Below are 12,606 nucleotides of genomic sequence, written 5' to 3' on the forward strand. Positions count from 1 at the left end.
CTTTGTTGCAATCATATGAAACTATAATGATTGCAAGTATGCAATCGTCAGGAGTGTCTGGTTTTAATTCTTATCTTTAAATTGTCTCTAAAAACAATCAATTAAATCTAATTTTCCTTCCCTTAAAAAACTGGAACGCCAATTGCTCTATCTGAATCATATCAGTATGGAGCATTTTGTATGAAAGCAGCATTTACTACCTGGAATGACCGGATATCACCTGTGTTTGATGTCGCAGGACAGGCTCTGCTTGTGGAGTCCGATCAGAATCAGGTAGTGCGTCAGGAAACTTTTGCCTTACCGGTAGATTCGGTGATGGAAAAGCTGGCCTTTCTTGAAAATCAAAACGTCGATTTGCTGGTGTGTGGTGCCATTTCCAGATCTTTGCAATGCGCGGTAGAAGCGCAGGGAATCAAGGTTTACCCCTTCTGCTTGGGTGAAATTAATCAACTGGTTAATGCCTGGATGGGGGAGCGCCTGGATCAGGAAACATTCGCTATGCCGGGTTGCGGCAGAGGGCGAGGCCGGAAAGGCAGAGGAAATGGTTGCAGATGTAGTGATTTTCCGCGAGGAAGATTTAATCAGAAAAACAGGAGGCAATGATGCCTGGACGTGACGGAACCGGCCCAATGGGTAACGGACCTAAAACTGGCCGTGGGATGAACATGGCTGAAAATCAACAGCAGGATAAGGGTGAATTTCAGGGCATGCGTATAAGGCAGGGCCGTGGAATGGGCAGAAGTATGGCGGCAGACGACAGCAGAGGCTGTGGCCGGAGACAAGGCGCCGGAAGAGGGCGTGGCTGCGGCAGAAAACACGCCGGTGGCAGAAATCAGGAAAGATGCGGAACGCGTGGCTTTGGCAGAGGAAGAGCATAATGAAAATTGTACTGACAACATCTTCAGAAACACTGGATGGTGAACTGGATAAGCGCTTTGGCCGTGCGCCGGGCTTTCTTATCTACGATACAGAGCAGCAAAGCTGTGAGTTTGTTGATAATAACCAGAACCTGAACGCTGCTCAGGGAGCCGGTATTCAGGCTGCTCAGAATATTATTTCCACCGGTGCCAAGTGCCTGATCACAGGTAACTGCGGGCCTAAAGCATTTAAAGTGTTGCAGAGCGCGGGTATTAAAATTTTCAGTACTGAAGCTGTCTCTCTGCAAGAGTGTGTGGAGCAGTTTAACGGTGGTGCTCTGAAAGAAATTAACGGTGCGACTGTCGAATCACACTGGAGCTAAGGATGAGAAGTAGTCTCGATTGTATCCCGTGCTTTATGCGTCAGGCTCTGGAAGCCGGTCGCCGGATCACGAATGACGAGCAGTTACTTGGAGAGGCGCTGCGCCGTATCTCGCGCAGTGTGGCCGATTTCGATATGAGCCTTTCCCCGCCGGAAATGGGGCAGAAAATTCACCGTATTCTCCGGGAGGAAGTTGGCTGTGACGATCCTTATCTTCAGATAAAGAAAGACTCGAATCAAATGGCGTTATCTCTGGTTCCTCAGGTGAGTAATCTGCTGGAACTGTCAGAGAATCCCTTTGAGCTGGCGCTGCGTTTTGCCATTGCCGGGAATATCCTGGATTTTGCACTGCTTTCGGTCTGGGACGATAACCGCATCATAGATTCCTTTGATAAAGCCAGTAAGCACCCGGTTGATACCGGTATGGTGGAGCAACTGAAGCAGAAACTGGAAAAAGCAGAGAATGTATTGATTCTGGCTGACAACGCCGGTGAGACAGTCTTTGACCGCTTCCTGATAGAGCAGCTGCCGCCGCATCTGAAGGTAACCTATGCCGTTAAAGGCTCGCCTGTCATCAATGATGCAGTGGCCGCAGATGCCACAGAGGCAGGAATAGACCAGCTTGCAAGCGTGATTGATAACGGTACGGATGCTCCGGGTACGGTATTAGATCAGTGCTCACCTTCATTCCGGGCGGTTTATGATTCTGCTGATGTTGTTATTGCCAAAGGGCAGGCCAACTTTGAAACGCTGAATACGGCTGACCGGGAGATCTTCTTCCTGACTCAGATTAAGTGCGCGGTGATCGCCAGAGCCTACGACTACGAGGTCGGAGACTGGATAGTAACCACCACAACGGAGCTGGCAAAGAGTACAGGAGAAAGCGTATGAAAATAGCCATTGCTTCCGGTAAGGGAGGAACGGGGAAAACCACGCTTTCCGTTGCACTTGCTCTGGCAGCAGATCGTGAAGCCTACTACTTCGACTGTGATGTTGAGGAGCCAAACGGGAAGCTGTTTCTTCACCCGAAAATTGAGTCGGACGAAACGGTTTCTGTTCAGGTTCCGTCGGTGAATCGCGAGCTGTGCAGTGGTTGCGGCGATTGTTCTGAAATCTGCCAGTTTAACGCCATTGTCTCTCAGGGCGAGTATGCCATTGTTTTCCCGGAGCTGTGCCATAGCTGCGGCGGCTGTACCAGAGTCTGCCCGGATGATGCGCTGACGGAAATTGCGCACCCTGTGGGTACGCTTTCCATGGGAAAAACAGGTTTAGTTCACTTTACGGAAGGCTTGCTGGATGTGGGCATTGCCATGGCCACACCGGTTATCCGGGCGGTAAAAGAGCAAATTCCGCGGAGCGGTCTTTCCATTATCGACTCGCCACCGGGGACTTCATGCTCAATGGTGGTGACAGTCAGGGATGCGGACTTTGTATTACTGGTAACTGAGCCGACACCTTTTGGTTTGCACGATCTGAAAATTGCCGTTGAAACCGTTCGTGAACTGCAAAGGCCATTTGCAGTGATCATCAACCGTTTTGATGAAGCAGATAACTGCGTGGACGCGTACTGCGCAGAACAAGGCATTGAAGTCATGCTGCGTATTCCTGAAGAGCGCGAGGTGGCGAAAGCTTACTCCCGTGGTGAAACACTGATCTCAGCACTTCCTGAACTCAAACCTGAGCTCAGACAGATGTTGTCTGCGATTGAGCTAAAAGTGGGGGAGGCAGAATGAAAGAGATAGTGGTTCTTAGCGGTAAAGGCGGAACAGGAAAAACCAGCCTGACAGCATCCTTTGCGGCACTGGCAGAGCAGGCGGTTCTGGCTGATTGCGATGTGGATGCGGCAGATCTGCATCTGGTTCTGAATCCTGATGTGAAAAAGAAAAGCATTTTTACCAGCGGTAACGAGGCGTTTATCCGTCAGGAAGAGTGCTCTTCCTGCAATCTGTGCAAAGAGTATTGCCGGTTTGATGCCGTTATTCACGATGAAGAAAAAGACACCTACAGCATTGATCCGACAGCCTGTGAAGGTTGCGGCGTTTGTGTCTATTTCTGTCGTGATAACTGCATCGATTTTCCGGAGCGGGAGTGTGGTGAGTGGTATCAGTCCGAGACGCGGTTTGGACCAATGGTTCACGCTCACTTAGGTATTGCCGCTGAAAATTCAGGAAAGCTTGTCAGCCTGGTCAGAAATGAAGCAAGAAAGGTGGCCACGGAAGCGGATGCCAAACTGCTTTTGGTGGATGGCCCTCCGGGAATTGGCTGTCCTGTGATTGCTTCCATTACCGGAGCGGATCATCTGGTGCTTGTCACTGAGCCGACTCAGTCCGGTAAGCACGATATTGAGCGGGTACTGAAACTGGCAAAACATTTTGGCCTGCCAGCTTCTTTGTGCGTGAACAAGTGGGATATCAACCCTGAACTTACTGAGCAGATAGAGGCGCTGGGAGAGAGCTTTGGCGCCTATACGCTTGGCCGGATAGGTTACGACAAGCTGGTCACTCAGGCTCAGGTTGCGGGGAAAAGCGTAATCGAGATGGGCGATAGCCAGATTGCAGAGCAGATCCGGAATATATGGAAAAAAGTTTTAAAGATAACTTGTGAATAATCTGAAAAAGGATAAACAGAATGAAAATAGCAATACCAGTTGCGAACGGCTTACTTAATCTTCACTTTGGTCACTGTAAGAGCTTTGCGATTTTAGATGTGGATCAGGAAACAAAACATATCACTAACAGAAATGATATAGATGCTCCCCCGCATGAGCCGGGCCTACTGCCGCGCTGGCTTGGTGAGAGAGAAGTGGATCTGGTCATTACCGGTGGTATGGGACAGAAAGCGAAGCAGTTGTTTGATCAGCAATCAATAAAAGTTATTGTTGGCGCACCTGCCGAAACACCGGAAGCTCTGGTGAAAGCCTACATGGGCGGAACTCTGGTATCTGGTGCCAATGTGTGTGATCACTAATTAAAAGGAAGCTCCCGTGGTAAAGCAACTTACATTTCGAATTCTTGTTGATAACACCAGCAAAGAAGGGCTGCCGACCGAGCATGGATTTGCTGTCTGGGTTGAGTGCGATGACAAAATTATCTTATTCGATACCGGGCAGAATACCGAAGGCAATGGCATCCTGTTTTCGAATGCGCAGGCCATGGGGTGTGACCTGACAAAGGTGGATTATCTGGTGCTCAGTCATGGGCACTATGATCATACGGGGGCAGTCAGCCAGCTTTTGGAAGTGAATACTAAGTTAAAGGTGATTTGCCACCCGCAGGCGCTGATGCAAAGGCGTTACAGTATTTATCCGGACAAGGCGCCAAGACAAATCGCCATGCCGGAAAAACACCGGTTTGCCATTGAAGCTCTTGCGCCGGAAAGAGTCGTGCTCTGGTCTGATGCCTCCGGGATTTTTCCCGGTGTTGGCTTTTCCGGCTCGATACCAAGAGAGCATCCGCTTGAAGATACCGGCGGGCCGTTTTATCTGGATAAAGATAAGGTGACACCGGATCTTATTGAAGACGATATCTCTCTTTGGTTCAGCACTGAAAAGGGCCTGATTATCCTCACTGGCTGCTGTCATTCAGGGCTGATCAATACTGTGCAGCATATCTGTAAAGCTGCAGGTGAGCCGAAAATTGCAGGCATCATCGGAGGGCTGCATCTAAACAGAGCAAGCGCGCAGCGTCTGGATTCCACAATTTCAGCTTTGGCTGACTGGATGCCGGAATTTGTGGTTCCCACTCATTGTACGGGCGAAGAGGCGATCATGTCTTTGAAAGATGCGCTTGGAGAAAGGGTTTCTGATGGCGGTAGTGGTCTTGTTATACCAATACCAGTAATTAGCTGTTCAGTGATTGCGCAGGAAAAATCGCTAAGAGCAAGGCAAAATTTGCAGTAACTAGTGGATCTAATTACAAAAATTTTAACGCAGCTATTAGCGATTTTGACAAGCAAGGATGAACAGATAATTGCTGGGATTGGTATTAGGCAGGTAATTTAGAGATGAAGAGATATAAAACAGCAAAACAAGCGCATGCGCACTGTATGGTTTGCGGAGATGAGGATAATAACCCGGATGCATTGCAACTCTCCTTTGAGAGCGATGGTGAAAAAAGTGTCAGAGCGCTGTTTGATGTGACGCCCCGGCATCAGGGATACAGTGGTTTACTGCACGGAGGCATGACAAGCACTCTGCTGGATGCCGCCATGACACACTGCCTTTTTACTCAGGGGGTGAAAGCGCTGACCGCCGAGCTGGTGGTACGTTTTATGGAACCGATTAAAGTGGGTGAGCAGGTTACTGTATCTGCTTCTTTAACCGGTCAGAGAAGAGGTATCTATCAGCTGGAAGCATTAATCAGCACAGGGCAAAAGGCTCTGGCCCGTGCCAGTGCGAAATTTATAGAGCCTAAATAACAAGTTAAAAAATATTATTATTCAAGCGTGGTTAATTTTTTATGATTTTCTTTTCCGATGCCGAACTGGATGCGTTTCTTCTCGAAGATGTTTATCGTGGTGATTTGACAACAAGAATGATGGGGATCGGCAATGTACCGGCCAGAATGACCTTTAAGAGAAAAAATGCCGGTCGTGTAGCGGGTGTTGCAGTTGCTGCTCAGGTTCTGAGAAAGCTTGGACTGGAGCCAGAGGTTCTGGTTGAAGATGGTGTGGACGTTGAAAGCGGAACCTTGCTGATTGAAGTAACAGGGCGAGCTGAGCTCTTGCACCAGGGCTGGAAAGTGGCTCAGGTGATTATGGAATGGAGCTGTGGTGTGGCTCAGTATATGGCGGATATGGTAAATAACGCAGTAAAGGTTAACCCGGATGCGGTTGTTGCCTGTACTCGCAAATGTGTACCTGGATCGCGCAAACTGGCGACCGCTGCATTAATTGCGGGGGGAGGGCATATCCACCGTGCCGGTGCCAGTGAAACTGTGCTGGTATTTGCTAATCATTCCCGTTTGCTGGATGAAGAGCAGGGCTTATCACAGCTGGCATCACTTGGTAAAAAGCTACCGGAAAACCGGGTAACCATTGAAGCCGATGATCTTGAGCATCTGGCTAAAATTCTGGAAATTGGTCCGGATATTATTCAGCTTGATAAGTTTTCTCTGCAGGATGTTGAAACCGCGAAGTCTATGCTGGCAGAGTCCGGCAAACCTTTGGTTCTCTCTCTTGCAGGTGGTGTTAACCGGGATAATATTTCCCGGTTTGCAGCAACCGGCCTTAATCTGTTTATTACTTCAGCGCCGTACTATGCTGGTCCTGAGGATATTAAGGTGGTCATCAATAAGCTATAGCGAAGCGGAGATCCAAAGCTATACTTATTGTGTCGAAGAGGCGAATGTCAGAGTCTGTTGTAAGTTCAGCAGGCTCTGTTAAGTCTCTGCGCTGATTGAGTATAAGGGAGCCTGAATGCTATTTATTCGTCTAGTCCGTACTGTGATTGTATGTTTTGGCCTGACCATGGCTTTGAGCCTGTCAGCGAAAACGATTGTGGCGGTTGATAGCTACAATGCCGGTTATCCATGGTCAGAAACCAATCGCACGGGTTTTGTGGAAAATATTTCTGACGAGCATGAGGTTACCTTTTATGAGATGGACACCAAGCGTATTTCAACGGAATTGTACGCTGAGAAAGCGGACGCTATCTGGAAAGAAATTGTAGCCACCAATCCGGACCTGGTTCTGACTATGGATGATAATGCGCTTAAGTATCTTGGAGAGCGTATTACTGATGCGGGAATTCCGCTAGTGTTTTTAGGTGTGAACCATGATCCGAGAACCTATTTTAAAGACGGCAAACTGCCTGCAAAAATAAGCGGCGTAATGGAGCGCCCCTTACTGTTTCAAAATATTGCCTATATCTCTCAGTTATTGCCAATGACGCACCAGCGCATGTTGTTGATGATGGATGGCGGGGCAACGTCAACCGGATTCTTTGATAAAACTCTGGAAGGGCGTAACAAAGTCGCCTTTAAAGGCATTGATTTGGATGTATTTATCGCAGGCAGCTTTAATAGCTGGCAGTCCAAGATCAAATCACTGAGTGCCGATGATTACGATGCGATCCTTGTCGGAAGCTTTTCAACGCTGCAACAAAATGCCGCTCCCAATGTTGGCGATGGCTATATCCTGCAATGGGCCAGCGAGAACAGCCCCATCCCTCTGTTCACCTTCTGGAGTCACCGGATTGGTCACGGTAAAACCATTGGCGGCCTGGTGCTTAGCGGTTATGAGCATGGGAAAATCGCCGCCAAAATGGTTAACAGCATTCTGGAAACGGGTAAATATCCTTTGATTGGAATATCAAAGATTGGCGAGCCTATTTTCAGCGAGAGTCAGTTATCGCGCTGGGGAATTGATCTGCCTGACTACATCAGAAAAAGAAGTCAAATGGTTGATTGAGCACTCTTTTACAGAGCTGCTAAATCAGGCTCTCTGTTGACCCTGGCTTTGCGCTTAGAACCCACTTTTTTCAGAAGTTTGATTAACTGCTTATCCTGCCATTTACCCGCATCTTTTGCGTAAAGCGAAGCCTGCATTTTACTCAGCTCTTTGCGGATTTCCGATTCGATGGTTGGGTCAGTATCCGGGTGCTGACTCAATAAATTATCCAGAAGGGCCTGAGATTTAATGCCGTCTCTGCCTTTGATCGCTTTGATTAAGGCGCTGATATCTGCACTCTCTTGCTCTGGGTGAGTCTCGGTTTTCCTTGCACTGACAGATACACGTCTTGCTCTTAGCAGAAGCACTAAAGTTACAAACCAGCCAAGGCCAAGAGCCAGAGAAAGATATGGCCAGAGCCCGGGATCTTTAACTGTGACCGTTTCAACGGTTGTTTTCACTTCCGTCTGTGCAGGAACTAGGGCTGGTGGTGCGATAGTCTGTGGGGCGCTCTGATCTTCGCTAACCTGAAACTCGATTCCCGGCACAATCGCGTTTTCAGCCTGCTTATTCCGGGTATTCCACCATGACAGGCTTACATCCGGAAGCGCGACCGAGCCTGCGGATTTCGCGATCAGAACCTGTTTAAGCGTTAGTGTGGCGGTGTTTTCTTCCTGAGTCAGCTGAGGCGCTTCTTCATAAACCCGGATACTGTCTGGGTAGGATATCTTGAGATTTGGCAACTGTTCAGAGGCAATCCCTTCTGCACTCAGGGTGATCTGACGGGTAACCGGAGAGCCAACCGTCAGCTCTATTTTGTCTGTGTTGCGGATTTGCTGTCCTGATTCATCAAACCATTTCTGCTCCAGAGTCAGGTTTGAGCTTGGCAGCCAGTTTCCGGTGTAGTTCTCTGGCTTAGCAAGAACAGTGGCGATCAGAATTTCAGGCTGAGTATCTACCCGGACGATTCTTGAAGAGCCGGAGCGTCTGCTGCCGTCGATAATCGCGCCTTTCAGAGCCGGGCCGTTAATTACGAACTTACCGGCCTGACTGGCAGTAATGCTGTAGTTCTGATCCACAACGATCACTTCCATGCCATCCACTACCGCCTGATATTCCTCACGTTCACCAATAGGTTCCAGGTTGAAGGCATCGGAGTCAGCGCCCTGAACACTTGGCTGAACAATATTGGCACTCTGGATTTGTCTGGAGTCCGCTTTAATAATGATTCGGGTGCTTAACTGGTTTAGTTCGCCCGGATAGAATTCAGGCTTTCTCAGCTTTGCCTGTACTTCAACAAAGTCGTCCTGAGTTTTGGCTTTTGGGTCTACGGTTACGGTGAGTTTTATGGGCCTGGTTTTACTTTTGCCGACCTGCAGGGCAGGTATGCTAAGAGCGCCTGAGCGCAGGGGGGCGAGCGAGATGGTCCATTCACTTTTTACCGACTTTCTGCCATTGGTGATATTTGAGTAAAAGCCGAACCTTGGTGTGCCGGTATAGAAATCTTTTTTCAGTACTGAGAAATCAATATCCCCGGAATCCAGGTTCTCTTCTGCGACAATTCTGAGCTGAAAGACCTCTTCTTTAGCCAGCTTAGTGCTGGATACACTTGCGGTGGCGGCAAGAGCAGACTGGCTTATTAGCATGATAGCCATGACGGCCAGTGAAATTAGCGGTGAAAAAAGTCGGTTTGTTCTTTTCATTACCATGTCTTTCCTGAATTCTTTGGTGTCTCTTTTTCCCGTGCCTGTAAAATCATCTGAGCGCGAATTAGCTGGCTTGGATCGCGGGCACTTTCTACCTGTTCCAGTTTTCTCAGTTCAGGGTCAATCTGCTCGCTATTGTCTTGTTGCGGCGCTGCCGTTTGAGATTCGGGCTTATCGCCATCTTCATCTGACGGTTTAGCATCTCTGGTTTCTGCTGACTTTTGAGCTTGCTCTGATTCTGAGTTATTTTCTTCTTTGTTTTGTTGCTCTGCGCCAGATTCCTGATCGGGGCTGTCCTGTTGGGACTGTCCGGACGGTTTCTGCGAATCCTGCTGTGAGTTTTGTTGCGAATCCGACGATGAGTCTTTCTGCTGAGAGTCGTTACTTTGCTGGTTTTCGCTATTCTGGCTTTTATCAGAGTTTTTATCTTGATTCTCAGACGAGTTCTCAGAATCCTGTTGTTGTTGTTGTTGTTGTTGTTGTTGTTGTTGTTGTTGTTGTTGCTGCTTTGCATTCTCAATGATTTCGAGATTTTTTTTCGCACTTTGATGCTCAGGATTAGTCTCCAGAATCTCTTTGTACAGCTCTGAGGCTTTTTCCAGATCGCCGCTCTGGGCATAAGCGTTAGCAAGGTTATATTTTGCTTCTTCGCTGTTGTTGCCTTTGAGGTTTTCTATCGCTGCCTGATAGTCACCGGCTTCGTACTGAGCGAGCCCTTTCCAGTAGGGGTCATCGAAGCTTGTTGCAGCATCCTGATACTGTTTGCTCTGAAATAGCTGGTAGCCGTCCTGATTGTTGTTTATCCATGGCCCTGCAAGCGCCGGTTTCGGGTTAACAAAGCTTCCCAGGGTGATGACGAGAGCGAAAATAGCGCCCTTTCGGAACAGATACAGTGCAGGGACCAACAGAAGAGGAAGCAACCAGAAACCGTTGTTGATTCTCTCTTCAAAGGTCTGTGAATCCTGCTTTGCTGAGTCCAGGTCGGCTTTAGCGGTAAATTCACCGATTCTTTCCACATCTGAGTTGTCGTTCTGGATTGGCATAAACAGCCCGCCACTTTTTTTTGCCAGTTCCTGCATATTGTTCAGGTTGGTTTTGGCGATAACCGGAATACCGGCAGAGTTGGACAAAAGCGAACCGTCTTTCTGCTCAATGGGCGCGCCTTCTTTGCTACCGACGCCCAGCACTGAGACAGACCAGTTGCTGCTTTTGACTTGTCCGCTAATGGCTTTCAGCTCCTGATCGTCAATATCATCGGCCACAATGATAATTTCACCTTTGCTGTATCCTGACTGACGAAAGGTATCAATCGCCAGTTCAACGGCTGCACCTGCATTGGCTCCGGGATAGGGCATAATTTCAGGAGAAAGATTCACAATCAGGTTTTCCAGCGTCCTGGAGTCTGATGTTAACGGGCTGATGGTATAGGCATCACCGGCGTAGGCAATAAGGCCTGTGTTTCCCTCTTTCCAGTAGGGAAGCAGGTCCAGCGCCTTGTATTTCACCTGAGTAAGGCGGTTGGGTTTGATATCTTTGGCATAAAGAGAGCGGGACATATCCAGCACTAAAATCCGCGCACTATCCACATCAAAGGCCGGAAGCGGTGCTTTCTGAAAGCTTGGGCCGGAGAGTGCCAGAGTGGTCAGCAGCCAGCAGATTCCAATGATGGCAACAGCCGGTTTGCGGTCAGTTTTATGCGTTAATCCCAGTTTTACTGCGATATGGGAAGCAATAAGCCCGCTTGATGATGAACTTTTAAAGTACCAGTAAAGCACCAGCCCTAAAGGAGCCAGAGCGATTAACCATTGCGGGTAAAGAAATACAAAATCAACCATGATGACGTCTGAGTACTACCAGTATTGCGGATAAAATAAGTGCGATAGTCAGCGGATATTTAAACCACTCTGACTGTGGCCGCCATGTTTCAGTAATGTTTGAGACAGGCTCCAGTTTGTTAATCGTGTCGTAAATATCCTGAAGATCCTGCTGATTTCTGGCGCGAAAATACTTGCCCCCGCTAAGTTCAGCGACCTCTGTCAGGGTTTTCTCATCCAGATCTTTGGCGGTATTGACCGTGCGGGTAAAGAAAAACTCCTTTACCTGCATCTCGCCGGCACCGACACCCACGGTATAAATGGTGGTGCCGTACTTTTTCGCGATCTCAGCGGCCTTTAACGGTTCAAGTACACCGGCATTGTTGGCACCGTCGCTCAGTACCACCATCACTCTCTGTGGGGCATCACTGTCCACAAAGGTTTTGGTTGCCAGACCTATACCTTCACCGATAGCGGTTTTTTTACCAACCAGTCCAAGAACCGCCTGGTTAAGCTGAGCTGAAATGGTTTGCCTGTCCAGAGTCAGCGGTGTTTGCAGATAGGCGTGGTCAGCAAACAGAATCAGACCCAGGCGGTCGCCCTGACGTTTATCTATAAAGTTTGTAAGCACTCGCTTAACGGCTGACAGCCTGTCTGTAAAGTCACCCTTATGCTCCATATCTTCGGTATTCATTGAACCGGACAAGTCCACAACCAGCATCAGATCCCTGTGCTTAGGGTGACTTTCCACCGGCTCACCAAACAGAACCGGTCTGGCTGATGCCGTAACCAGTGCAACCCAGATGATAAGGGTCAGAACTTTCAGTAGCCGGTTGGACGGGCCGGACATGGAACCACCTTCCGGCAGATAGGGAAGGTGAATAGCAGCACTTTCTTTCGCGGGAGGAGCAAACAGGTAAACCAGTACCGGCAGCGGCAATAACAACAGCATCCACCACCAGACAAACTCAAATTGTATCAACGCTCCCTCCTTTTTGGTGGCAGGGCATCATGCAGCCATTTGTCGCACTGCTGAATAAGGTATTCGCGGTCGTATTCCGGGCTTTTTTCATAAAGGGCTGCAATCCAGTCATCGGCATTTTCAGCAAAAATGGGGTCTTTAACTTGAGTGTCTAAAAATGCAAGCCAGCTGGTTCCGGACAGATGGGCCACTTTCGCTCTGGAGTAGTAACTGAGCACGGCCTGTCTGACGATTTCCATCGCGCCGGAAGGGGTAATGGTATTTTTTTCCAGAGTTAGCAGTGCGATAGCTGCTTTTTTCGGTGCATGTCGTTTCTTCTGCCAGCGAATAAGCAGATAAATCAGGCCAACTGATAGCATGACTGTGCCGATAAGACTCCACCATCCCCAGGCAAACGGCCAGAAACCCGGAGGCTCAGGCAGTTGTAGCGCCTCTAAAGGCAAAGGATGACTTTGAGTTGTTGTTTCTTGTGTCATTT

Annotated in this window: 15 protein-coding genes; 11 read left to right on the top strand and 4 right to left on the bottom strand. The window is 48.7% G+C overall.

Going from position 1 to position 12,606, the window contains the following annotated elements; all coding sequences use genetic code 11:
* Positions 1–180: 180 nt before the first annotated feature.
* The 11 genes from L3Q72_RS21540 (at position 181) to L3Q72_RS21590 (ending at position 7,647) form a co-directional block, all read left to right on the top strand.
* The gene (locus L3Q72_RS21540) at positions 181–603 is read left to right on the top strand and encodes a NifB/NifX family molybdenum-iron cluster-binding protein (protein ID WP_275132610.1); all 423 of its coding nucleotides are present in this window, start codon (positions 181–183) and stop codon (positions 601–603) included.
* A complete protein-coding gene (locus tag L3Q72_RS21545) occupies positions 603–878 on the top strand; it encodes a hypothetical protein (RefSeq protein ID WP_275132611.1) in 276 nt (91 codons plus the stop codon). The genes L3Q72_RS21540 and L3Q72_RS21545 overlap by 1 nt, the downstream gene beginning before the upstream one ends.
* Entirely contained in the window at positions 878–1,240 is a 363-nt protein-coding gene (locus tag L3Q72_RS21550) for a NifB/NifX family molybdenum-iron cluster-binding protein (RefSeq protein WP_275132612.1), read from the top strand. The genes L3Q72_RS21545 and L3Q72_RS21550 overlap by 1 nt, the downstream gene beginning before the upstream one ends.
* A gap of 2 nt (positions 1,241–1,242) precedes the next feature.
* Complete coding sequence (locus L3Q72_RS21555; RefSeq protein WP_275132613.1) at positions 1,243–2,130, top strand: ARMT1-like domain-containing protein; 888 nt, start codon at positions 1,243–1,245, stop codon at positions 2,128–2,130.
* The gene (locus tag L3Q72_RS21560; protein WP_275132614.1) at positions 2,127–2,972 is read left to right on the top strand and encodes an ATP-binding protein; all 846 of its coding nucleotides are present in this window, start codon (positions 2,127–2,129) and stop codon (positions 2,970–2,972) included. Before L3Q72_RS21555 ends, L3Q72_RS21560 begins: the two co-directional genes overlap by 4 nt.
* Entirely contained in the window at positions 2,969–3,847 is an 879-nt protein-coding gene (locus L3Q72_RS21565; RefSeq protein ID WP_275132615.1) for an ATP-binding protein, read from the top strand. Before L3Q72_RS21560 ends, L3Q72_RS21565 begins: the two co-directional genes overlap by 4 nt.
* Before the next feature lie 20 nt (positions 3,848–3,867).
* On the top strand, positions 3,868–4,206 hold the full coding sequence (locus L3Q72_RS21570) for a NifB/NifX family molybdenum-iron cluster-binding protein (protein ID WP_275132616.1): 339 nt from the start codon (positions 3,868–3,870) through the stop codon (positions 4,204–4,206).
* A gap of 16 nt (positions 4,207–4,222) precedes the next feature.
* On the top strand, positions 4,223–5,137 hold the full coding sequence (locus tag L3Q72_RS21575; protein ID WP_275132617.1) for an MBL fold metallo-hydrolase: 915 nt from the start codon (positions 4,223–4,225) through the stop codon (positions 5,135–5,137).
* A 104-nt stretch (positions 5,138–5,241) separates the two neighbouring features.
* Positions 5,242–5,655 (top strand): PaaI family thioesterase, encoded by a 414-nt coding sequence (locus L3Q72_RS21580; protein WP_275132618.1) that lies wholly within the window; start codon positions 5,242–5,244, stop codon positions 5,653–5,655.
* A gap of 41 nt (positions 5,656–5,696) precedes the next feature.
* Positions 5,697–6,539, top strand: a complete 843-nt coding sequence (modD, locus tag L3Q72_RS21585) for a ModD protein (protein WP_275132619.1) — start codon at positions 5,697–5,699, stop codon at positions 6,537–6,539.
* Positions 6,540–6,654: 115 nt separating this feature from the next.
* Positions 6,655–7,647 carry a hypothetical protein gene (locus L3Q72_RS21590; RefSeq protein WP_275132620.1) on the top strand — a complete coding sequence of 331 codons (993 nt, stop codon included), beginning with the start codon at positions 6,655–6,657 and terminating at the stop codon, positions 7,645–7,647.
* A gap of 8 nt (positions 7,648–7,655) precedes the next feature.
* On the opposite strand, the gene L3Q72_RS21595 is transcribed toward L3Q72_RS21590, so the two are convergent.
* From L3Q72_RS21595 to L3Q72_RS21610, 4 genes are read right to left on the bottom strand one after another with little or no spacing between them, the layout of a single operon-like run.
* Complete coding sequence (locus tag L3Q72_RS21595) at positions 7,656–9,329, bottom strand: BatD family protein (protein WP_275132621.1); 1,674 nt, start codon at positions 9,327–9,329, stop codon at positions 7,656–7,658.
* A complete protein-coding gene (locus L3Q72_RS21600; RefSeq protein WP_275132622.1) occupies positions 9,329–11,167 on the bottom strand; it encodes a VWA domain-containing protein in 1,839 nt (612 codons plus the stop codon). The genes L3Q72_RS21595 and L3Q72_RS21600 overlap by 1 nt, the downstream gene beginning before the upstream one ends.
* Complete coding sequence (locus tag L3Q72_RS21605) at positions 11,160–12,098, bottom strand: VWA domain-containing protein (RefSeq protein ID WP_275133769.1); 939 nt, start codon at positions 12,096–12,098, stop codon at positions 11,160–11,162. The genes L3Q72_RS21600 and L3Q72_RS21605 overlap by 8 nt, the downstream gene beginning before the upstream one ends.
* Positions 12,099–12,124: 26 nt before the next feature.
* Positions 12,125–12,604, bottom strand: a complete 480-nt coding sequence (locus tag L3Q72_RS21610) for a DUF4381 domain-containing protein (RefSeq protein ID WP_275132623.1) — start codon at positions 12,602–12,604, stop codon at positions 12,125–12,127.
* Positions 12,605–12,606: the final 2 nt, after the last annotated feature.

The sequence above is a fragment of the Vibrio sp. JC009 genome (genome assembly GCF_029016485.1).
In the GTDB taxonomy this organism is placed as follows: domain Bacteria; phylum Pseudomonadota; class Gammaproteobacteria; order Enterobacterales; family Vibrionaceae; genus Vibrio.